At 70.3% G+C, this 22,088-nt stretch carries 19 protein-coding genes; 9 read left to right on the top strand and 10 right to left on the bottom strand.

What is annotated here, in order from left to right; all coding sequences use genetic code 11:
• Nucleotides 1-716 precede the first annotated feature (716 nt).
• Nucleotides 717-2,516, bottom strand: coding sequence for a hypothetical protein (locus K8640_RS37865; RefSeq protein WP_223751551.1), 1,800 nt, complete (start codon nt 2,514-2,516; stop codon nt 717-719).
• 263 nt (nt 2,517-2,779) lie between these two features.
• Complete coding sequence (locus tag K8640_RS37860) at nt 2,780-4,300, bottom strand: cytochrome c peroxidase (RefSeq protein WP_223751550.1); 1,521 nt, start codon at nt 4,298-4,300, stop codon at nt 2,780-2,782.
• A gap of 739 nt (nt 4,301-5,039) precedes the next feature.
• Between K8640_RS37860 and K8640_RS37855 the strand changes: the two genes are divergently transcribed.
• Together K8640_RS37855 and K8640_RS37850 are read left to right on the top strand one after the other, a co-directional pair.
• Nucleotides 5,040-5,861, top strand: a complete 822-nt coding sequence (locus K8640_RS37855) for a hypothetical protein (RefSeq protein ID WP_223751549.1) — start codon at nt 5,040-5,042, stop codon at nt 5,859-5,861.
• Between the two features lie 102 nt (nt 5,862-5,963).
• Entirely contained in the window at nt 5,964-7,358 is a 1,395-nt protein-coding gene (locus K8640_RS37850; protein ID WP_223751548.1) for a di-heme oxidoredictase family protein, read from the top strand.
• 134 nt (nt 7,359-7,492) lie between these two features.
• Here the strand turns inward: K8640_RS37850 and K8640_RS37845 are convergent, their stop codons facing one another.
• Complete coding sequence (locus K8640_RS37845; protein ID WP_223751547.1) at nt 7,493-8,008, bottom strand: hypothetical protein; 516 nt, start codon at nt 8,006-8,008, stop codon at nt 7,493-7,495.
• Nucleotides 8,009-8,012: 4 nt separating this feature from the next.
• Nucleotides 8,013-8,600: a hypothetical protein gene (locus K8640_RS37840; RefSeq protein WP_223751546.1), complete on the bottom strand. Its 588-nt coding sequence runs from the start codon at nt 8,598-8,600 to the stop codon at nt 8,013-8,015.
• A gap of 220 nt (nt 8,601-8,820) precedes the next feature.
• On the opposite strand from K8640_RS37840, the gene K8640_RS37835 reads away from it, so the two are divergent.
• Nucleotides 8,821-9,579 carry an RNase H family protein gene (locus tag K8640_RS37835; protein ID WP_223751545.1) on the top strand — a complete coding sequence of 253 codons (759 nt, stop codon included), beginning with the start codon at nt 8,821-8,823 and terminating at the stop codon, nt 9,577-9,579.
• Here the strand turns inward: K8640_RS37835 and K8640_RS37830 are convergent.
• Nucleotides 9,564-10,541 carry a bifunctional 2-polyprenyl-6-hydroxyphenol methylase/3-demethylubiquinol 3-O-methyltransferase UbiG gene (locus K8640_RS37830; RefSeq protein WP_223751544.1) on the bottom strand — a complete coding sequence of 326 codons (978 nt, stop codon included), beginning with the start codon at nt 10,539-10,541 and terminating at the stop codon, nt 9,564-9,566. The genes K8640_RS37835 and K8640_RS37830 overlap by 16 nt on opposite strands.
• A gap of 152 nt (nt 10,542-10,693) precedes the next feature.
• Between K8640_RS37830 and K8640_RS37825 the strand changes: the two genes are divergently transcribed.
• Nucleotides 10,694-11,557, top strand: coding sequence for a hypothetical protein (locus K8640_RS37825; RefSeq protein ID WP_223751543.1), 864 nt, complete (start codon nt 10,694-10,696; stop codon nt 11,555-11,557).
• A 37-nt stretch (nt 11,558-11,594) separates the two neighbouring features.
• On the opposite strand, the gene K8640_RS37820 is transcribed toward K8640_RS37825, so the two are convergent.
• Entirely contained in the window at nt 11,595-12,491 is an 897-nt protein-coding gene (locus tag K8640_RS37820) for a DMT family transporter (protein WP_223751542.1), read from the bottom strand.
• A 124-nt stretch (nt 12,492-12,615) separates the two neighbouring features.
• Between K8640_RS37820 and K8640_RS37815 the strand changes: the two genes are divergently transcribed.
• From K8640_RS37815 to K8640_RS37795, 5 genes are all read left to right on the top strand, one after another.
• Nucleotides 12,616-13,539 (top strand): LysR substrate-binding domain-containing protein, encoded by a 924-nt coding sequence (locus K8640_RS37815; RefSeq protein WP_223751541.1) that lies wholly within the window; start codon nt 12,616-12,618, stop codon nt 13,537-13,539.
• Nucleotides 13,540-13,554: 15 nt separating this feature from the next.
• Entirely contained in the window at nt 13,555-15,087 is a 1,533-nt protein-coding gene (locus K8640_RS37810) for an aldehyde dehydrogenase family protein (RefSeq protein WP_223751540.1), read from the top strand.
• 64 nt (nt 15,088-15,151) lie between these two features.
• Nucleotides 15,152-15,766 carry a PH domain-containing protein gene (locus tag K8640_RS37805; protein ID WP_223751539.1) on the top strand — a complete coding sequence of 205 codons (615 nt, stop codon included), beginning with the start codon at nt 15,152-15,154 and terminating at the stop codon, nt 15,764-15,766.
• Nucleotides 15,767-16,036: 270 nt separating this feature from the next.
• Nucleotides 16,037-16,255 carry a hypothetical protein gene (locus K8640_RS37800; RefSeq protein WP_141331497.1) on the top strand — a complete coding sequence of 73 codons (219 nt, stop codon included), beginning with the start codon at nt 16,037-16,039 and terminating at the stop codon, nt 16,253-16,255.
• Nucleotides 16,252-17,130 carry a hypothetical protein gene (locus tag K8640_RS37795; protein WP_223751538.1) on the top strand — a complete coding sequence of 293 codons (879 nt, stop codon included), beginning with the start codon at nt 16,252-16,254 and terminating at the stop codon, nt 17,128-17,130. The genes K8640_RS37800 and K8640_RS37795 overlap by 4 nt, the downstream gene beginning before the upstream one ends.
• A 49-nt stretch (nt 17,131-17,179) precedes the next feature.
• On the opposite strand, the gene K8640_RS37790 is transcribed toward K8640_RS37795, so the two are convergent.
• From K8640_RS37790 to K8640_RS37775, 4 genes are all read right to left on the bottom strand, one after another.
• Entirely contained in the window at nt 17,180-18,616 is a 1,437-nt protein-coding gene (locus K8640_RS37790) for a glycoside hydrolase family 43 protein (protein WP_223751537.1), read from the bottom strand.
• 97 nt (nt 18,617-18,713) lie between these two features.
• On the bottom strand, nt 18,714-18,986 hold the full coding sequence (locus K8640_RS37785) for a DUF2277 domain-containing protein (protein ID WP_046717748.1): 273 nt from the start codon (nt 18,984-18,986) through the stop codon (nt 18,714-18,716).
• Between the two features lie 149 nt (nt 18,987-19,135).
• On the bottom strand, nt 19,136-20,407 hold the full coding sequence (locus tag K8640_RS37780) for an RNA polymerase sigma factor (RefSeq protein ID WP_223751536.1): 1,272 nt from the start codon (nt 20,405-20,407) through the stop codon (nt 19,136-19,138).
• A gap of 117 nt (nt 20,408-20,524) precedes the next feature.
• Nucleotides 20,525-21,859, bottom strand: a complete 1,335-nt coding sequence (locus K8640_RS37775) for a replication-associated recombination protein A (RefSeq protein WP_223751535.1) — start codon at nt 21,857-21,859, stop codon at nt 20,525-20,527.
• Between the last annotated feature and the right edge of the window lie 229 nt (nt 21,860-22,088).

Here is a 22,088-nt window from a genome sequence, read left to right as displayed (position 1 = left end):
GCTCGTAGTAGATGCTGATGCCGCCGGGACCACAGCCACGGGGACCGCCACGAACCTTGGTCTTGATCTTCATGGTGCTTGCTCCTGGTGTGTGATGCGTGAACGACGACTCCGGGCGACGACTACTCCAGCACTTCGTAGCTGATGCCACCGGGGCCACAGCCGCGAGGGCCACCACGAACCTTGGTCTTGATCTTCATCTGGATTGCTCCTGGTGAAAGAGAGAACGGGTTCAGCGGTTCAGCGACAACACAGCTCAGACAGCGATGACGCCGCCACAGCCACGGGGACCGCCACGGACCTTGGTCTTGATCTGCATGTGCTTGCTCCTGGTGAGAGGTTGAGGACCTCAGCTACTGCACAGCTCAGACAGCCTTGACGAGAACGCCGCCACCACAGCTACGGGGACCGCCACGAACCTTGGTCTTGATCTGCATGTGCATGCTCCTGGTGAGAGGTGAGAACCTCAGCGACAGAACGACTCAGACAGCGATGACGACCCCACCACCACAGCTACGGGGACCGCCACGAACCTTCGTCTTGATCTGCATGGGGCTTCCTCCAGGACTCCGAGGCATCAGCACCAATCGCGACAGTTCAGCTAACTGACGTTTTTGGCTACTCCGATATAAGTCGGTGAAACATGTGAGTCAAGCTTCCCGGGCCTGAAACATTCCATCATGGCTCCAGGCCCGGGAGTGAAACACCGCGTCATCTCACGCGGCCACGGCGCGGGGGTTGCCCTGGGTGATGGTGACGGACGCGACGTCGTCCTGGATGGTCAGCCCGAGCTCCTCACGGAACACCTCCATCAGGTAGGGCAGCACGCCGATGGTGGCGAACCGCAGCCGGTGGTGGATGGAGAGGTCCAGGTTGGTGAAGTGGCGCTGGGGGTGCTCGCGCTTGAGCAGCTTGTTGACCTCACGCTGCACGTTGTCCAGCGTGCCCACCGCGGAGCGCTCGATGGTGATGTAGTCGGCGAGCACGTCCGCCAGCCGGTCCGTCAGCTCGGGGTTGGCGCCCTCGGGCGCCGGGGCCCGCTCGCGGAACAGCGCGCGCAGCTGCTGGACCGTCTCCTCGTGCACGGCGTCCTTGGCCGGCGAGAACACGTCGGAGATGTGCTGCAGCTTGTCCTCGGAGAAGCCGCGCAGGCCGCGCTGGGCGCGGTCGTACATCTCCACGTAGCGCGCCTTGGCCCAGGCGCGCTGGACCTCGGTGTGCTGACGGGTGGGCTGGATGATCTTCCAGTCCTTCTCCAGCCGCTCGCGCAGCCGGCCCCAGCCGGTCGTCTTCGGGGCCTCGGCCTGGAGGATGATGTCGCGCAGCCGCTCGTAGGTGTGACACATGTGCGCCCAGAGCGTGAACTGGAGCGAGTACAGCTGCAGGCCGCGCAGGCCATAGTCGAACGCGGCGGGAATCTCCTCCAGCCACGTCGGCGGGGGCAGCGGCTCGCCCGCCAGGGGCTTTCCGTCCAGCATGGTCGCGAAGAACTCCTCGACCATGTGCGGCGGGCCGGCGCACACGCCGCGCGTGGACAGGAAGTGGTTGTCGCGCTCCGTCAGGTGCAGCAGCGACGCCGGGTTGATGGGCGTCTCGTACGGCATGGGCTGCTCGGGCAGGAACATCAGGTAGATGCTCACCATGCGCACGCCGTCGGTGACGCGGAACACCGACGACAGCAGCGGGTCCAGCGTCCCGTTGGGGACGGGGTTCTCCCCCCGGAGCAGCATCATCGACGGCAGCGCGAGCACCGCGCAGCTGAACGCGTGCAGGTCGCCGATGCGCCACTGGCCGTCCGGCAGCAGCGGGTAGCGCTTGAGGAACTCGTCGCGCAGGATGAGCATCGCCTGCAGCGAGGGCTTCCAGACCTTGGTCATGGACTTGAGCGCCGTGACGTTCATCAGCGCGTCGTCGCGGAAGCGGCTGCCCGGGTACGGGCACATGCGCCACTCGGTCTCCATGCGCATGCGCATCGAGTCCGGGAAGACGTTGTTCTCGCCGATGTGCCGCCCTTCCGCGTCCAGCGCCGCGTGCGCCGCGCGGTGCACCGGCAGCATCGCCTCCAGGAAGCCGAACTCCATGGGCCGGCCCACCAGCTGCTTGAGCACGCCCTCCGTGTCGGGGTTCCACCACAGGGGGGACTCGGGCGCGGGGCGCTTGGCCTCCGCCGCCATGACCATCTTGTGGTAGTCGGTCTCCGCCGCGAGCTTCGGCGCCTCGCGCGACAGGATGTTCTCCGACAGCAGGTGCTCGAGCAGCTCCTTCACCCGCTCCCACGGCAGCGGCTCACCGGTGGACCAGCCCGTGGCCACGCCCGCCATGAAGCTGTCCTGCTTGAGCAGGTTCTCGCCGAAGGCGTGCAGCTCGGGCTCCTCGATGCTGATCTCCTTGAGCCCGTAGTAGATGCGCAGCTCGGTGGTGCCCTCTTCCGTCTGCACGTACTCACTCATGAACCGGCGCCGCATGGGCAGGTACAGCGTCTCATGCGGGTCGATGGGCACGGCTTGCTGACTCATGCGACTGCTCCTGGGGAGAAACCCGTTGTTCAGACCTGACGCAAAGGTCAGGAACTCTTCCACGAGGCCCCCGGAGCATCAAGCGAGCCCCGGGAGTCGAGACAGCGCCCATTTTGACACGAGCCCTGACATCCGCGTTCCAGCCGGGTAGCCAGGGCCTCCCGCGCAAACCTTGCGTCCGGGAGTGCCAGAAAGGGCGAGGCCACCCAGGGGACTCAAGTCTCCCGTGGGTGGCCTGGCGTGTTACGGGAGGTGGCCTCGCGTCAGTTGCAGACGCCGAGCCCGGCGCGGCCCGTGACGGGCAGCGTCTCGCGGTTGGGGAACGTCAGCTCCGGGTGGTCGAACGGGGCGCGGTAGGTCTTGACGCGGCAGTCCGTGAGGGCGTTGCGCAGGAAGTCCACCAGCGCGGAGCGCTCGCTCGCGGTGAAGGTGCGCGGGACGATGTCCAGCGACTTCTCCGGGTTGGCGAAGTCACCGCCGCGCTCGTAGAAGTCCACCACGTCCTCGAGCGTGGGGTAGCCGCCGTTGTGGAAGTACGGCGGGTTGAGGCCCACGTTGCGCAGGGTGGGCGTCTTGAACGCGCCCATGTCGAACGGGGAGAGGCTGACGGAGTTGGGCACGCCGCCGAAGACGCCCAGGTCGCCGCGCGCCAGGTCGTCCTCGGTGGGACGCACGCCGATGTTGTGGAAGCCCGTGTCGCCGCCGTCGCGGTTGAGCGGGCCGGCGATCTCGTACCAGGACACCGTGGCGTCGGTCAGCATGGCGCCGGTGTGGCAGTTGATGCACTCGCCCTTGCCCACGAACACGGACAGGCCCTTGAGCTGCTTGGGCGTGAGCGCGGAGAGGTTGCCGCCCAGGAAGCGGTCGAACGGCGTCTGGTCCGGGATGAGCGTGGCCTGGTAGGCCTGGAGCGCCTCGCCCCAGAAGAGCGAGAAGGCGTTCTCGCCGACGTTCGCCAGCGCGTCGCCGAACGCGTCGCGAATCATCCGGTCGTACGTGCACGGCACGCCGTTGCAGAGCAGGCCCGGGCCGTCCGGGTTCGCCATGGCGCCCAGCACGCTGTCGTTGACGGACACGCGCTGGTGGCGCAGCGGCTGACGCGGAATCAGCTTCGTGCCCAGGCTGTCGGGGCCGAGAATCTGACGGCCCGAGCAGCCCTGCTCGCTGAAGTTCGTCACGGGGCCGGTGGCCTGCGACGCCAGCGACGCGCCCTCGATGCGCACCAGGAAGCCCTGGCCGTTGTTGCCCGAGTCACCCCAGATGTTCACGCCGTTGAAGAGGACGTTCGCCTCGCCGCCCCAGAACTGGTTGCGGTAGAAGCCGGAGCCCACCACGGTCGGCGTGTGGCGCGGGCCCACCAGCCGGAACTCGTTGAACGGCTCGGCCGGCACCACCACGCACTGGTCCGCCGGGTTGTCCAGGTTGTCCATGTCCAGGCCGAGGAACGCGGCGCGGAACGGGCCCTGCGAGCCCACGCGGTCATCGCTGGTGATCTTCGCCAGCGTGAAGTCCTGGCCGGGCCCCGCGATGCTGTCGAACGTGTTGTCGAAGCCCGGGTGGATGGTGTTGTTCTTGCGGTCATCCGCGCCCGCGGCGAAGTGACAGCTGGCGCACGCCGTCTCGCCGTCACCGCTCGACTGGATGTCCCAGAAGAAGGCCTTGCCCAGCCGGATGGCCGCGGCCTTGTTGATGATGCGGCTGCCCACCGGCTGCGGCACCGGCTCATGAGACAGCGGACGCAGCGAGAACACGGCCATGCTGTCCAGCAGGGCCTTCGCATCCACCGCCACTTCCTCATTCTCGGCGGGGGAGGGCTTGGGAGGCTCGACCTGTCCGGCCGGCTCACACGCCGACAAGGAAACCGCCAGAGCAGACGAGAAAAGGCCGCGGTTCAACCAACCACTCACTCCGCGGGACCACGACGAACGAGCCATAGAGAATGCCCCCTTCTCAGAGCGTCAGGACTTGTATGAGGTTGGCGGAATCACCAGTGTCTCCAGTCTGACGGACAGTTTTATACCGGTTCCGCATTATTCCTGTCCAGGCGGCCTCGACCCAGGGTGCACTTCCAGCCTCAGCGTAATATCCGGGTAGTAATCGCTCGCGGATTGGAACGACCTCACTGGGTGGGCGCGCTAAACCCGATGACGCGCCCTGTCCAGGGTACCCGGCTCCACGGCCCTGACAGCCCTTCTAGGAATGCGAGCCATTCGCATGACCAGACATGGAGCGAATGCCCATCACCCTGGGTGAATGCCTCATCCGGTGAGAATCGTGGGTGTGTAGCAAGCCGCGATACATGGCGCCCGTCGCCTGTGACGGTGGGCGCTACAGAGGGGCGGGCCGCGGAGGTGCAAAGGCTTGCTGATACAGAGGAGGTGAAACACGGCCGGAGGCGTTGGCGTGCGGGGTGCAATGGACAGGAGCGCCGCCGGAGGGTGGCATCCGGGCAGGGCCGGCACCGGATGCGGAAGGCCACTGGCGGAGCAGCGCATTCCCCCTATTGAAGAGGTAGGTCATTCCATGCAGCTGAAGATGATGAGCCGTCTGATGGCGGCCGCGCTCCTGAGTGTTTTGTCGGGCTGCCAGGGCGAGGAGCCCACGTCCACCGAGGGAGAGGTCGCCGCCCAGGAGGCCGGTGCGAAGACGCAGTGCATGACGCGTTTCGACGGCATCACGAGCTGCGCGCTGGGCAACGCGCAGCTGTCCGCGACGGACAAGGGCCTGAACGTGACGGGCCTGCGCAGCGCCCGCACGGACGGCGTGTCGAGCAGCTTCGGCCGCGCGGCCCGCTGGTCGCAGACGACGTCGGTGGCGCTGGGATCCACGGGCCAGCTGCAGCTGGAGGCGCGCTCGGGTGACCAGGTGGTCAGCACGCTGCGCGTGACGCCGGGCCGCGACGTGGACTCGGCCTTCGTGACGCCGACGTTCACCGGTTCGCCGGGCGGCTCCGGCTTCCGCATGAACATCTACCGCGAGGGCGTGCTGCAGGGCACGTCCACCCACAGCCCGAACGCGATGATCGTCTTCACCAACTGGCGGGACTTCTTCCGCTGGCTGGTGGCGGTCGCCGACTTCTACGAGCTGGACATCATCTGGACCAAGACGGGTGAGGCCACGGCCGAGAGCAACGTGGGCGCCTGCGGCTGGCAGATGACCACGCCGGGCAACACGTTCTCCGTGACGCTGGCGGACGGCAAGGTGGTCACCGGTGACTCCTTCGAGTTCGTCGAGGAGATCGGCGACGGCCACTATCCGTACAACGGCTTCACGGGCATGGACGTGAAGGCGACGGGCAAGGGGCTCAGCATCCTGAGCGAGACCTTCGTCCCGGCCGCGAAGTAGTTCCGGGTCCCATGCCGCGCAAGGCATGGGGCTGGCGCCGGGCGGCGCGTGGCAGCACCTTCGCCGCCCGGCGTCTTCATCGATGTTCCTGGAGAGCTCGCGATGAGACGGCGGCTGTACCTGCTGGGCATCCCCCTTGGAGCGATGATGCTCACGGCCGTGTGGGCCCGGGCAGGCCGGCCTCCGCCGCCCCCTCCCCTCGTGCTCGGCGAGCTGCCGCTCGTGTCGGTGCCCGGCGAGGAGCTGTCCGGTGGCGGTGCGACGGTGAAGGACACGGGGCGCAACGCCTTCGGTCGCTCGCCGCCGAACCTGGACCGCGCGCGCTGGCCCCAGTTCCACATCGGCAAGCGGGTGTTCGACCGCGACTGGAGCGACCCTGCGCACGGACCGGGGTTGGGGCCGCTGTTCAGCGCCAGCTCGTGCATGACGTGCCACGTGAAGGACGGGCGCGGGCGTCCACCCGAGTCCCCTTCCGAGCCCGTCGTGTCCATCGCGTTCCAGCTGGGCTCGCCTGACGGTCCGGGACCGCATCCCGTGTATGGAGAGCAGCTCGACCTGCACCGGTTGGGCGGGCTCCGGGGCGAGGGCACCGTGGTGGTGCGCCACGAGGAGTTCTCCGGCCGATTCTCCTCCGGTGAGCCCTACGTGCTCGCGCGGCCCGTCTACCAGTTCGAGCACCTGGCCCAGGGGCCGCTGGGTGAAGGCACGCCCTTCTCGCCTCGCGTGGCGCCGGCGAACTTCGGGCTGGGGCTGCTGGAGGCCCTCCCCGAGGAGACGCTGCTCGTCCGGGAGGATGCCGAGGACCGCGACCAGGATGGCATCTCCGGACGCGCCAACCGGGTCGAGGATGTGCGGACGCGCGGCACACGCATGGGGCGGTTCGGGTGGAAGGCGAATCAGCCCACCCTGCTCCAGCAGGTGGCGCATGCGCTGGTGGCGGACATGGGGCTGACGAACGAGCTCTATCCGCGCGCGCAGGAGGCGGAGGCCAGAGCGGCGCCGGAGGCCGTCGACGTGCGGGCCTACGACCTGGAGCAGCTGATGTTCTACACGCGCCTGCTCGCGGTGCCGAAGCGACGGGACTGGGATGCGCCCGCGGTGCTGCGTGGCAAGGCGGTGTTCCGCGCCATCGGGTGTGCCGCGTGTCATGTCGACGAGCCGATGGAGACGGGGGAGGTGCCTGGCTTCCCGGAGCTGTCGCGGCAGGTCATCTACCCGTACTCGGACCTGCTGCTGCACGACATGGGCGAGGCGCTGGCGGATGGACGACCGGACGGACTGGCCACCGGCCAGGAGTGGCGCACGCCGCCCCTGTGGGGCATCGGCCTGACGGCGACGGTGAACGGTCACACGCGCTTCCTGCATGACGGACGCGCGAGGAACCTCGAGGAGGCCGTGCTGTGGCACGGCGGCGAGGCGGCCCCCGCGCAGACCCGCTACACGCGGCTGCCCCGTGAGGACCGTGAGGCGCTGCTCGCGTTCCTCGGCTCGCTCTGAGCGGGAGCGGCATGGCGCGTGGGCTTACGGCCCACGTCGCATGAGCCGGCCATGCACCCGTCCGCGATGGAGCGCGACTCAACGCGAAGGCGACGTCTCCCAAGTCGCCGCGTGGGACGTCCGCGGCCCGCGAGTCAGGCGGGCTGCCGCGCCGGCTCGTGACTCGCGCAGCGCTTGCGCCCCAGCGCGTACGAGACGCCCAGCGCTGGCAACGCGAGCAGGTCCGTCACGTCCATCGTGTGCGCCACCGGCGCCACGGCGGGGACCGCGCGACTGGAGAGCACCGCCCACGCCGCTCGCACGGGCCACTGCAACCCACCGAGCCCCCAGCGCCAGGCCTCGGCCGCGGGCTCCCAGACCTTGATGGCGGTGAACACGCACGCCGTCAGCACCACGCACGCCGTCAGCACCGCGAGCGACGGCCGGAAGCCGCCCCGCGCGCTTCGTCCCCGCGCCTGCTCCCAGAGTCCCTGCAGGAGCAGCGGGAACATCGCCAGCCCCGCCACGTCCGACAGCTTGCCCGTCCACCAGGACGGCCAGCGCGCCTTGAACACATGGTCGTTCAGCACGAGCACCAACACCGCGCAGAACACCAGCGGATGCAGCAGCGTGTCACCCGGCACGCACGCGGTGGCACGCGAGGTCCTCACGCGGTCAGCGAGGCCCCACGGTGAACTCGAGCCCCTGCGGCTCCTCGTCCACCGTCTCGTCGAAGCTCACCTCACCCACCATCTTCCAGTCCACCTCCACCACGCCGTGGACCGGCGAGCCCTCCGCGAACGCCACGTCGAGCGTCGCCGCCCACTCGCACGGCTGCTGGAGCCGGCAGACATCCCCGTCCGATTCCGCGTCGAACGTCACCGCCGCCCCCTCCGACACCCCCAGTTCCTGCGTCCTCGGCTTGAGCGGATGGGGCCCGAAGCGCAGCGTCGCCGTGAGACTCGGCGCCGTCCGTGAGCCCCCCTCGTCGTGCGTCCAACGGGCGGAGAGCGGCGCGCGCATCGTGGCCCATACCGTCTGCGTGGAGCCGTTCGGCACCGCCAGCCGCACCGGCAACACCACGCTGGCCGAGGGCGCGTCCGCCGTCAGCCTCAGCACGCCCGGCGCCGACTCCTCGACGCGGGGGCTCGGCGCGCTGCGCGACGTGGCCACCGAGGCGGCCGCCGCCACCAGCAGCGCGAGCCTGGCGGCCCACGCCCTGCCGCGCGAGGAGACGGGCCTGGAATCGCTCTGGGAGGACATGGAGTGCTCGGTCGACATGGTGGTGTGGATGGCTTTCCCTCGGGCACCGGCGCTCCCGCCCGAGCCCTCGCGGCTTGAGCAAGCCACGTACCACGCTCACGCCTCCAGGTGAGGAGGACTCGGGCTCCCGGTGGAATCATGACTTTCATGTCAGCCCGAGGACGCCTGTGTCGCGAGTCGTCCTGGCCGCCCCGCCCCGAGGCCGCCTAGGGTGCGCCGCATGAAGAGCCACGCCACGGTCGTCTTCGCCGACGGAGCCTGCTCCGGCAACCCGGGCCCCGGGGGCTGGGGCGTCATCATCGCCACGCCCGACGGACAGGTGACGGAGCTGGGCGGCCACGAGCGGGAGACCACCAACAACCGGATGGAGCTCACGGCCGTGGGCATGGCGCTGCGCCACCTGGAGGCCACGGCGGGCCCGCTGCGCATCCACACCGACTCCACCTATGTGATTCAGGGAATCACGAAGTGGGCGTTCGGCTGGAGCAAGCGCGGCTGGAAGACGGCCGAGGGCAAGGAGGTGGCCAACGCCCCTTACTGGAGGCGGCTGATGGCGCTGCTCGCCCAGCGCAAGCAGACCCACTCCGGCGAGGCCGCCGCCGTCGAGTGGCACTACGTGCGCGGCCACGTGGGCGTGCCCGGCAACGAGCGGGTCGATGAAATCGCCGTGGGCTACTCGCGCGGCAAGGGCGTGCGGCTCTACTCGGGCGCGCTGTCCACGTACGACGTGGACGTCTACGACGTCCCCGAGGACACCTCGCTCCCCGAGGAGAAGCCCCGACAGCCCGCGGCCAAGGCGCACTCGTACCTGAGCCAGGTGGGCCGCAGCGTGAAGCGCCACGCCACGTGGGCCGCGTGCGAGCGCCGCGTCAAGGGCGTCTCCGACGCGCGCTTCAAGAAGACCAAGAGCCCCGAGGACGAGGCCCAGGTGCTCGCGGACTGGGGCGTCAAGCCCGGGGACGTTCAGTCGGAGGACTGAGCCCCGCCGCGCACCGCCGTGAGCAGCAGGTCGAACTTCCCGCCGAGGAACGTGCGGAAGCCGTGCTGGTGCAGGTAGCGGCGGTAGAACGACAGGTCCTTCACGAGCAGGGACAGGTCCGACTCGCGCAGGTTGCGCACGCGGGCACCGTAGACGACCTCGCCGTCGCGGAAGCGCGAGTTGGGAAAGCCGAGCACGAGCGTCGCCTCGGACTCCAGATGCTCCTGGACCAGCGTCCGCAACAACGCGTGGTCATCCACCCCGGGGCTCTGCAACGTGCCCACGGACACCACCAGGTGGAAGCGCCCCAGCGCGGCGGGCAGCGCGTTGAGGTCCGCCACGTGGAAGGCGTGACGCGCGTCCGGGAAGCGGGCGCGCGCCTGGGCAATCGCGGAGGCGCTGTGGTCCACGCCCACGAAGGAGACGTCGGGCACCTCGTCCAACCAGGAGAACGCGTCCAGTTCGTCCCCGCGATTGACGCCCAGGTCCAACACCCTCGCGCCCGCGGGCAACCTCACGCGCCCCAGCGCCTCCAACCACGGCAACAGGAAGCCCGCGTCCTCCAGCTTGCGCACGCGCGCGAAGGCGGAGTCCGCCCCATATCGCTCCTCCGCGGGCACCGCCGCCTCCGCCCTCGCGCTCCCCGCGTGCCACGAGGCCTCCGCGCCCAGGGACTCGAAGGTCAGCGACACGTGCGTCGCATCCACGCCGCGCGGCGTGCGCAGCCGGCAGCCCAGCCCCTCCGCCAGATCACACCAGTGGCGCAGCGGACGGTGCACCAGGCCCCCCTCCGGCCCCACCCGCTCGCCCGGATAGCGCCCGGCCCCGAGGTCCGGGTCCGGCACCTCGATGCGCACCCGGCCCGCCTCCGTGAGCCCGGCCTTCAGGTGGCGGAGGATGACGATGAGCGGCTCGTCGTGGAAGCGGCGCGCGGGGAGCAGGGCATCGGGGTGGCGGGACATCGCGCCGGCAGCGTACCTCGACGCGGCACCTCAGGACGCGGTGCGTTGGCACCCGTCCCTTTGACCGGGGCTCAACATCCCTCGCTCGCCCTCCGGCCTCTCGACGAGGCTCGCGTTGACGGGTCCGCGCTGGTCGCTTTCTCATGCTAAGCATGAAAATCACGACCATCTCGATTGCATCCCTCGGATTGCTCGTCACCGCGTGTGGAGGGGGCCTCGAGCCCGACGACGGCGCGCTCCAGACGCGCGAGCAGGCGGCCTTCTCTGGCGTCAACGGCGAGTACTGTCTGGTGAGCGCGTACAACTGCAAGCTGCAGGTGAGCGGGGGCAACCGCGTCCCCACCAACGACCCGGCGGACGACAACTGGGGGCTGGTGACGGGCGTGCCCATCCGCGACGGCAACGGCACCGTGGTGGGCACCAACACGCGCTCGAGCGCCGCCTTCAACCACGGCCAGACGCGCACGTTCGCCGGGGAGCTGCACGCGTTCGCCGTCTCCACGTCCAATTCGAGCGCGGGGTGGCTGCCCATCTCCAGCATCCTGGGGCGCACGTCCTTCGAGCAGAAGGTGGGCCATGTCTCCGCCCTGGGCGCGGGGCTGGCGAAGCTGGGCTGCTACGCCGTGCGCAACACGCATGACCCGGTGCTCGAGTTCAAGAAGGTCGTCTACGACAGCGACGCCACCCACGAGCGCGCCGGAGACTACCTGCCGCTGGTGCGCGCCAACGGGCAGCGCTCCGTCAACCTGGTCTTCAACGTGCCCGGCATGGCGCTGGGCGGCCCCGCGGTGGACCACTTCCCCGCGGGCACCAAGTTCCAGCGCCTGGACGTGCCCACCGAGCACGGCGTGCCCTCCATCGACATCCCCCTCTGGGTCCAGGACAGCGCGGGCCGCTACCGCCAGCAGTCGGGGGAGATGAAGTTCCTCTACGGCTACGTCATCGCGGCCACCGGCACCAAGCGCAACGGCTGGATGGCCTACGACGCGCTCCAGGTCAGCTCCGGCTGTCCTTGAGAGCCGTTGGCGCCCCGGCGGCGGTCCGCGCGCACGCTCACGCGGACTGCCGCTGGCTCAGCGCGACGCTGCCCAGGATGAGCGCGCCGGCGACCGCCATGGACAGCGTCACCGGCTCGCCGAGCAGGAGCCACGCCCAGGCCACGCCGAACAGGGGCAACAGGTAGGTGACGGTGACGGCGCGGGAAGCGCCGATGCGCTGGATGAGCCGGTAGTACATGGCGTAGCCCAGCCCCGTGCAGAGCATCCCCAGCGCCGCGGCCGACAGCCAGGACACGCCGCGGATGGGCTGCACGGGCCAGGTCGCGATGGCGAACGGCAGCGTCAGGAGCGCCGCGCAGCCCAGCGTGGCCGCCGCGACGGCGCCCGCCGGCACACCCTGCAGGTGCCTGCGCACCAGGTTCGCCGAGATGCCGTAGAAGAAGGCGGCCGTCAGCGCCGCGGCCACACCCAGCCCGGGGCTGGCGCCCTCGATCTTCCCGCTGGCGAGCACCACCACGCCCGCGAAGCCCACCACCAGCGCCACCCCACGACGCGAGCCGATGCGCTCGCCGTAGAAGAGGAAGGCCACCAGCGCGGTGAAGAGCACGGTCATGCTGTTGCTGATGGCGCTGATGCCCGCGGGCACGCGCTGCGCCGCCCAGGCGAAGAGCGCGAAGGGCACCGCCGCGTTGAGCGTCCCCACCAGCGCGAGCTTGGGCCAGTGCGACGGGGTGATGGAGGCGCGCGCGCGCAGCAGCAGGGGCAGCAGCACCAGCGAGCCGAGCACCAGCCGCACCACCACGAGCGGCAGGGGCCCGAAGTCCGGCGCCGCGATGCGCATGAACATGAAGGACGAGCCCCACAGGGCCCCCAGGAGCCCCAGCTCCAGGAAGGTCAGCCAGGCACCGGACAACGTCGGGACGACGGGACGGACAAGCGAGGGAGTGGTCATGGGCGGTTCACCAGGTGGAGCGAGGCACGAATCTGACTCCGGTCGCTCCCTTATCTGCGCCTCTGGCACGGGAGTCACAACCGCATGGTTTTGCGGTCAGCCACGCGTATGATTTGAGGCTCCCATGACTCTTCCCACGGCGTGGCTGCCGGCCCTGGCGGCCTTCGAGGCGGCCGCGCGGCACCAGAACTTCGCCCGCGCGGGCCAGGAGCTGCACCTGACGGCCAGCGCCGTCAGCCACCACGTGCGCAAGCTGGAGGGGATGCTCGGCGTCACCCTCTTCCAGCGCCACGCGCGCGGCGTGGAGCTCACCGTCGAGGGGCGCCAGCTGGCGGACGCGGCGAGCGGCGCGCTGACGGACATCCATGACGTGGTGCGCGAGCTCTCGGATGCCCGGAGCGAGCGCCACCTGGTGCGCGTGACCACCATGCACTCCCTGGCGCACACGTGGGTGGTGCCCCGGCTGGCGGACTTCAACGCCCAGCATCCCCGCCTGCGCGTGCGCATCGACTCGGAGACGGCGCTGTCGCGCTTCGAGGAGGGCGGCCCGGACCTGGGCATCCGCTACGGCCTGGGCCACTGGCCCGGGATGACCGCCCACGCGCTGATGCCCGACGCCATGTTCCCGGTGGCCTCCCCTCGCCTGCCCGGCGTCGACGCGGTGCGCACGCCGGCGGACATCCCCCGGCTGCCGCTGGTCGAGGACCTGGCGCGACAGTCGTGGCCGGACTGGCTGCGCGCCGCGGACGTCCATGGTGCCACGCTGGACGTGCGCCACAGCTTCAGCGACACCACCAACGCGATGCAGGCCGCCGTGTGGGGCCTGGGCGCGGCGCTCGCCCGGGAGCGCGTCTGCGAGACCTTCCTCGCCGACGGCAGCCTCCTGCGACTGCCCGGCCCCGCGCTGCCCACCCGCTACTCCTACTTCGTCGTGTACCCCTCCCACCGCCGACTGCGCACTGCGGCACGCGCCTTCATGGACTGGCTGCTGACCCAGCCCGGACGCCCCGCCCCGACGCGGGTCGCCACGAAGCCCCCGACGTTGTAAGCAGCCCCAAACGCCATGCTCCATCCCATTCTCGACGCGCTCGGCCTCGGCGAGCACAACCCCGGCAGCTACCTCGGCGACGGCGAGTGGGCGGAGTCCCGCTCCGAGCCCTTGCTGGAGGTCCTCAATCCCTCCAACGGACAGCAGCTCGCCACCGTGTCGTCGGCGACGGCGGACGAGTACGAGCGGATGATGCACGCCGCGGCCCAGGCCTTCGTCGCGTGGAGGGCCCTGCCCGCGCCGCGTCGGGGCGAGGCCATCCGCCTGTGCGGCGAGGCGCTGCGCCGCCACAAGGACGCGCTCGGCTCGCTCGTGTCGCTGGAGATGGGCAAGGTGAAGGCCGAGGGCGACGGCGAGGTGCAGGAGATGATCGACATCGCCGACTTCGCCGTCGGCCAGTCGCGCATGCTCTACGGCCTGACGATGCACTCCGAGCGCCCCGGCCACCGGATGTACGAGCAGTGGCATCCGCTGGGCCTCGTCGGCATCATCAGCGCCTTCAACTTCCCGGTGGCCGTCTGGTCCTGGAACGCGTTCATCGCCGCGGTGTGCGGCGACGTGTCCATCTGGAAGCCCTCCCCCAAGACGCCGCTGACGTCCATCGCCGCCACGCGCATCTGCAACGCGGCGCTGAAGGCCGGCGGCTTCCCGGAGGTGTTCTTCCTGCTCAACGCCGCGGGCACCGCGCGCGCCGAGCGGCTGGTGGACGATTCGCGCGTCGCGCTGGTGAGCTTCACCGGCTCGTCCGCCGTCGGGCGTCAGGTGGGCGTGCGCGTCGCGCAGCGACTGGGCCGCAGCCTGCTGGAGCTGGGTGGCAACAACGCCATCATCGTGGACGCCACCGCGGACCTGAAGCTGGCCATCCCCGCCATCGTCTTCGGCGCGGTGGGCACCGCGGGCCAGCGCTGCACCACCACCCGCCGGCTCATCGTCCACGAGTCCATCGTCGACGACGTGCTGAACAAGCTCGCCAGCGCCTACGCCCAGGTGGAGAAGCGCATCGGAGACCCGCTGGAGGCCGGCACGCTGATGGGCCCGCTCATCGACCGGGCCGCGGTGCAGCGCTTCGAGGCCACGCTCGAGAAGGCGCGCGCCGCGGGGGCCCGCGTGGTGAGCGGCGGCAAGGCGCTGGAGCGCCCCGGCCACTACGTGCAGCCCACGCTGGTCACCGACGTGGAGCCCACCGACGCGTGGGTCCAGGAGGAGACCTTCGCGCCCATCCTCTACGTCATGCCCTACCGCACGCTCGAGGACGCCATCGTCATCCAGAACGGCGTGCCCCAGGGCCTGTCGTCATCGGTGTTCACCAAGGACCTGCAGGTCGCCGAGCGCTTCCTGTCCGCCTCCGGCTCCGACTGCGGCATCGCCAACGTCAACATCGGCACGTCCGGCGCGGAGATTGGCGGCGCCTTCGGGGGTGAAAAGGACACCGGCGGCGGCCGCGAGTCCGGCTCCGACGCGTGGAAGGCCTATATGCGGCGGCAGACCAACACGCTGAACTACTCGGACGCGCTGCCGCTGGCGCAAGGGATTCGCTTCGACCTGTGAGGGGCTCTCCCCTATGCTCCCGCCGGGCCTTGGGGGCCCGGCGGTACACACAGGGAGACACAGCATGTTCGGGAAGCTCGCCGCGGACGCACTCGGCCTCAGTGACGTCGGCTCGGTCATCGCTCCGGCCGACTACGACAAGGTCGACGCGGATGACTATGTGAATCACGAGGACCAGGAGAAGATCTACTTCCTCATCAAGTCCAAGTCCGACGAGTACTGTTTCACGAACCGGGCGCTCATCCACCTGGACGGCACCAGCGCCGCCAGCAAGAAGCGCATGCTGCGTCGCTTCACGTACGCCGCCAATCCCATCTCCAACGTCATGCTGGAGACGGCCGGCACCATCGACATGGACGTGGAGATCAAGTTCCGCCTGGGCAACCGCGACTACTCCATCGACGTGCACAAGAAGCAGCTGGAGCAGGTGAAGGACCTCTACAAGGCCCTGTTCCGCATCTCGGAGATGCAGCACGAGAACGAGCTGTCGCTCGCCCACGCCAAGACGAGCCTGGACGTCGCCTCCACCACGCTCGGCCGCGGCTCGTCCGGCGGCGCGCCCGTCGTCGAGTCCTTCAAGGAGCTCAACCAGGCCGCCTTCGCCTGGCTCACCGGCGCCCAGCAGAAGTACTGGGTGAAGGACTTCGGCGCCGTGTTCGAGCGCTACATCAAGGCCTGATACCCGTTGGATGACGCCCGCCGCCGGCGCACCTGCTCGCCCGGCGGCCGGGCATGCTGCACGCCGCGTCAGCGGCCCCTACACCTGTCGTGGCGACAAAGCCAGGGCCTCCCGGAATTCCTTGCGGAACGAGCGGCAATCGACGCGGGGGACGGACGGGCCTCTCGTATGTCTTGAGAAATCGCTCTAGCGTGTGCCTCCCCAACAGGAGTGTTCGCGATTCTGAACCCGTCCTCCCAGACCGCCCCCGCCGGCTGGCACGACATCCTCGTGCGTCACCTCGAACCCCTGCTCGGAGGCTTCACCGCCAAGATGGCCATCCATACGGCCGCGTTGCGCGCCCTCAAGCGTCCGCCCGAGCAGGTCACCCCCCAGGACCTCCCGCAACTGCTCGAAGGCCTCAAGCCGATGCTCAACACCTTCATTGGCGCGCTGCACGCCAAGGTCATCCTCGCGGAAATCGCCACGTCGCTGGAGAAGGCGCGATGACGGCGTCCTCGCGTTCCTCGTCCGTGGCGCCCTGGTTCGGCGCCGTCGTGGTGCTCCAGGCCGCGCACCTGTTCGCGGTGGCCAGCTCCGAGCCCGCGAAGCTGGGGCTGGTGCACGACGTGGCCGGCTGGTTGAGCGGGCTGCTCGCCGTGGGCGGCACGCTCGCGGCGGCCAGCGCGTTCGTCTCCGGCGACTACCTGCGCAAGGTCTGGGGCGGGCTCACGGCGGGGGCCGTGCTGTCGCTGGTCAGCGCGGCGATGCGCAGCTACTGGCTGCACACCGTGCCGGACGTCCCCTTCACGGCGTCCCCCCTGCTGCCGTACCGGATGGTCGTCGTCGTGCTGGCCAACATCGCCACCACGTACGCGCTCGTGCTCCTGGCCATGACCTATCAGCAGTCCGGGCTGCAGCCTCCGTCCAGCCCGCGCTCGCGCGCGCTGTGGGCGGTGACGGCGCTGGCGGCGCTGGCCGTCGGCGTGCCGTCGCTGGTCACCGAGGTGCGCAACCTGCTGTCCGGCCAGAGCCCGGCGCCGTCGGTCGTCATCAGCCTGGCCTCCACGCTGGCGGACATGACGACCATCTTCCTGGTCGCCCCCATCCTGCGCGTCGCGTACATGCTGCGCGGCGGCAGGCTCGCCTGGGTGTGGTGGGCCATGGGCCTGTCGGGCGCCACGTGGCTGCTCTACGACGCGCGCGTGTGGCTGGCGGCGCTCCTGCCCGGTGACGAGGCGCTGGGCGCGGAGCTCTTGCGCACGCTGCGCACGTCCGGGCTCGTGCTGCTGGGGCTCGCCGGCTGGTTCCAGCGCTCCGCCCTGGGGCCGCAGAAGTTCGAGGCGCCGGAGCCCTCGCTCCAGGCGTCCACCGGAACGCCCTGACGTCCACCGGGGGCACGGACAAACCCCGTGCCCCCGAGGACCTCACGCGCTACGGCCGGGGACGCGAGCCGGCCGAGGGCGCCTCCGGCACCGCGGGCCAGCCGTTGGGCCACGTGATGGCGTCCACCAGCATGACCCGCGCGGTGTGGGCGCTGTTCCAGGCGTGGTAGACCATGTACGTGTCTCCGCCCGGCCCGTTGACCACCGAGTTGTGGCCCGGCCCCACCCAGCCTCCGCCCGTCGCGAGAATCGGCGCGCCCGCCTTGGTGTACGGCCCCAGGGGGCTCGTGGCCCGCGCCACCCCGACAGCGTAGGTGCTGTTGTAGTACGCGTTACCACTGTAGAAGAGGTAGTAGTAGCCGCCGCGCGCGACGACCCACGGCGCCTCCACCACGCCGCCCTCCCAGCCCAGGTTGTTGGTGATGAGCGTGCGGCGCGTGCCCACCAGAGACAGGCCGTCCGCGGAGAGCGCCTGCCCGTAGATGGGCGTGGGCTGGCCCACCGCGTTGCCGTCCGCCTTCCACACCAGGTAGCCCGTCCCCGCGGCGTCCGTGAAGAACGTCGCGTCGATCATCCCCATGCCCGAATCCAGGATGAGGGGGCGGCCCAGGTCGGTGAAGGGACCGAGCGCGCTCGTGGCCGTGGCGGCGCCGATGGCCAGCTTCCCGCTGGAGTGCCGCGCCGTGTAGTACGCGACGAAGCGGCCGCCCACGCGGTGGATTTCGGGCGCCCAGAAGTCACCGGTGGCCCACGACGGCCGCGTACCGGAGGGGAAGATGGAGCCGGCGCTCGTCCACGTCACCAGGTCCGTGGAGACTCGCAGCGGGAAGGCGCTGGCCGCGCCGCCGGAGGTGCACGCCGCCACGTAGCGCGTGCCGTCGTGGATGACGCCCGGGTCCGCGCAGTCCGTGGGGACGACGGGGTTCTGGTAGAGCCCGCCGCAGCCCGTGTAGCGGAAGGACATGCCGCAGGCGTTGGTGCCCGTGAAGTACGGCCCCCACCCGTTCGACAGCACCGCGTACGAGTTGGGCGACGCATTCACGCAGGCGCGATCCCAGAACACGCGCCCGCCGGTGTCGTCGTGCTGGGCGGGGTGGTTCGCGGGGTGGATCCACGCCGGGCCGTAGGTGACGCGCGTCGCGCACGCGGAGGCGCCGGGACAGTCCGTGTCCAGCGCGATGACACAGGCGTTGTTGCCGGTGAAGTACGGCTTCCAGCCGTTGGAGAGCACGGCGTAGGAGTTGGAGCCCTCGTTGACGCAGGCGCCGTCCCACGTCACCAGGTCCGAGGCCACGTCGTATTGGTTGGGATGGTTGGCGGGACGAATCCAGCGGTCGCCGTAGGTGATGCGCGTGGAGCAGGCCAGGGCCGCGCGGGATTGCTCCGGGGCCTGGGCGTCCTGGGGCGCTTCGGCGCCACAGCCCGCGCCGAAGGACAGGACGAAGGAGAGACAGCCAACGACGGACCACCACGGGGACCGCTTCATCGGACGACCTCCAGGGCACGACGGGCCACCTCGGCACCGCGCGCCGTGTGTGCACTGCGTGGGAACAGTCGGTCAGCGCTTCGGAGCGCCCGGGGCCTCAGCCCGCGTCGGCGGCCTTCTTGTAGCGCAGGCGCTTGAGTGCCTCGAACCGCACCCTGTCTCTGGGGGGCGTCGTGGCCACCAGCCCGTCCAGCATCCGCTTCGAGCTCTGGTAGATCTCCTCGACGGCGACGTCGAACGCGTCCGTGTTCTGCTTCGACGGCTTGCGGGTCCCGGCGATCTTCCGGACGAACTGGAGCGCCGCCGCGCGGATGTCGTCATCCGTGGCGGGCGGGGTGAAGTTGAAGAGGGGCTTGATGTTCCGGCACATGCGCCCAGGGTAGACCATCCCGGTGCGGGTCCACCCCGCACGCGTGCTCCAGGACGGCCTCCATCCCTCGCGGCGAGCACGGACGCTCGCTGGTCGACGCTTGCGCTGCATGGAGCGCGGAAGATTCCCGCGGGACTGCCGCCCCACGCTCACGCCCTGCGGCGGGAGCAGTCCTGGGCGCGCTCCAGGAGCAGCGCCTGCTCGCGGGCATTCCGGGTCAGCGAGGCCGCCCGCTCGAACTCCTTGCGTGCCTCGTCGAAGCGCCCCAGCTTGCGCAGCAGGTCTCCGCGCACGCTCGGCAGCAGGTGGTAGTTCGCGAGCGTGGGCTCCGACGTCAGCGTGTCGACCACGGCCAGGCCCGCCGCGGGGCCATAGGCCATGGACAGGGCCACCGCGCGGTTGAGCTCCACCACCGGCGAGGGCGACAGCCGCACCAGCACGCCATACAGCGACGCGATGCGCGCCCAGTCCGTCTCCTCCGCCGTGCGTGCCCGCGCGTGGCAGGCGGCGAGCGCGGCCTGCAGCGCGTACGGGCCCTGCGCGCCGCCCAGCTTCTCCGCCCGCTCCAGCGCCGCGAGCCCGCGGCGAATCAGCAGCTGGTCCCACAGGCCCCGGTTCTGCTCGAGCAGCAGCACCGGCTCCCCGGAGGGGCCCACGCGCGCCCGCGAGCGCGACGCCTGGATCTCCATCAGCGCGACCAGGCCGTGCACCTCCGGCTCCAGGGGCGCCAGCTCGGCGAGGATGCGCCCCAGCCGCAGCGCGTCCGCGCACAGCTCCGGCCGCATCCAGTCATCGCCCGCCGTCGCCGAGTAGCCCTCGTTGAAGATGAGGTAGATGACCTCCAGGACCGACGACAGCCGCGCCGCGAGCGCCTCGCCGTGGGGCAGCTCGAAGGGCACCTTCTCCTCGGACAGCGTGCGCTTGGCGCGCACGATGCGCTGCGCGACGGTGGGCCCGGGCACCAGGAACGCGCGGGCGATCTCCTCCGTCGTCAACCCACCGAGCAGCCGGAGCGTGAGCGCGACGCGCGCCTCCGTGGAGAGGATGGGGTGGCAGGCGATGAACATCAGCCGCAGCAGGTCATCGCCCACGTCGTTGTCGAGCGCCGTGTCCAGGTCCGGCTGCCCGTGGGCCTGGTCGGACTCGAGCTCGTGTCCCAGCTCCTCGTGCTTGCGCTCGACGCGCTTGCCCCGGCGCAGCTCGTCGATGGCGCGGCGCTTGGCGGTCGCCATCAGCCACGCGCCCGGGTTGTCCGGGATGCCGCTGTCGGGCCAGCGCTCCATCGCCGCGACCAGGGCATCCTGCGCGAGCTCCTCCGCGAGCCCGACGTCGCGCACCATGCGCGTCAGGCCCGCGATGAGGCGCGCGGATTCAATCCGCCACACGGCTTCGATGGCGCGGTGTCTCTCGGGGGACGTCACGGCGCCGGACTAGAGCACCCCCGCTTCACGATGCAAGGTCGATGCGCACGTCGCGTGTCGGCCGACGACGAGGATGTCGCCTGGGTGGAGGGGGAGGCCCACATGGGCCGGAGCGCCCTACTCGCCCTTGCTCGCCTTGTCCTCGCGCCACCAGTGCGTCATGCGCTCGTGGACCTCCGCCTCGTAGCCCTCCTTGCTCGGGCGGTAGAACACGGCGCGCTCCAGCGGCGGGGGCAGGTACGTCTGTCCCGGCGCGTAGTGGTCCTTGAAGTCCCACGGCGGATGGTAGCCCTTGCCGTGCCCCAGCTCCTTGAGCAGGTCCGTGGGCGCGTTGCGCAGGTTCAACGGCGGCCCGACGTTGGGGTTCGCCTCCAGCGCCTCCAGCGCCGCGTTCATGGCGGCATAGGCGCGGTTGCTCTTGCGCGCCGTGGCCAGGGTGATGACGGCGTGCGCGACGAACAGCCGGCCCTCCGGCATGCCCGTGGAGTGGAAGCCCTCCTCGCACGCGCGGACGATGGTGATGGCCTCCGGCATGGCCATGCCCACGTCCTCCACCGCGATGACCTTGAGCCTGCGCCACAGCGACACCACGTCGCCGGTCTGCAAGAGCTTCGCCGCCCAGAAGATGGCGCCCTGCGCGTTGGAGCCCCGACAGGACTTCTGCAGCGCGCTGAGCAGGTCGAAGTGCTGGTCCCCGTCCTTGTCGTGGCGCGACAGGCCCACGCCCACCGACTCGCGCGCGACGTCCACGGTGATTTCGCCGCCGTCGGCCGTCAGCCCCGCCGCCATCTCCAGCGCGCCCAGCGCCTTGCGCACGTCCCCCGCGCCGCCCCGCGCGAGCAGCGCCAGGGCCTCCTCCCCCACCGTCAGCCGGCGCTTGCCCAGCCCGCGCTTCTCGTCGGTGAGCGCCCGGCGCAGCGCGCCCTGGATGTCCGCGAGCGTCAGCTCCTGGAGCTGGAAGACGCGACACCGGCTGACGAGCGCGGGCCGCACCTCGAAGCTGACGTTCTCCGTCGTGGCGCCCAGCAGGATGAACAGCCCGCTCTCCACGTGGGGCAGCGCCTGCTCCTGGACGTTCTTCGCCCAGCGGTGGATTTCGTCCACGAAGAGCACCGTGCGGCGCGAGTACTGGTTGCGCGCGCGCTCGGCCTCGGCCACCACCTCGCGGATGCGCGGGATTCCGTCCGACACGGCCGACAGGATGACCAGCTCCGCGTCGACGTTGGCCGCCAGCATCCGCGCCAGCGTCGTCTTGCCCACCCCGGGCGGCCCCCAGAAGAGGGAGGACACCAGCTGCTTGCGCTCCATCAGCCCGCGCAGCGGACCTCCGGGGCCCAGCAGGTGCGCCTGCCCGATGAACTCGTCGGGCGTGCGCGGCCGCATCCGCTCGGCGAGCGGCGCGAAGCGGTTCACATCCACGGAGGCGGAGAACAGGTCGGGGCCGGCGCTCATCGCACCGCAAGCTCCCCTCTCCGAAGCGCGCGGTCAACCCTCACCCATGGTGCGGAGCGCATTCCACAGCCGTCGGAAAGCGGACACGCCGCGCGCGCCCGTCCATCCGCGCGGAAATCACACCGTGGCGTTGGCTCGCGAGCGACCAGGACCGAGCAACTCCCACCCGGGCCCCCTCGACGGCGTGTCACGGCCGCGTCGTAGTATCGCCGTCCCCAAAAAGGAGGGA

Source organism: Myxococcus sp. XM-1-1-1 (assembly GCF_020037095.1).
Classification (GTDB): domain Bacteria; phylum Myxococcota; class Myxococcia; order Myxococcales; family Myxococcaceae; genus Myxococcus; species Myxococcus fulvus.
This window is presented reverse-complemented; position numbering and strand designations above follow the sequence as displayed.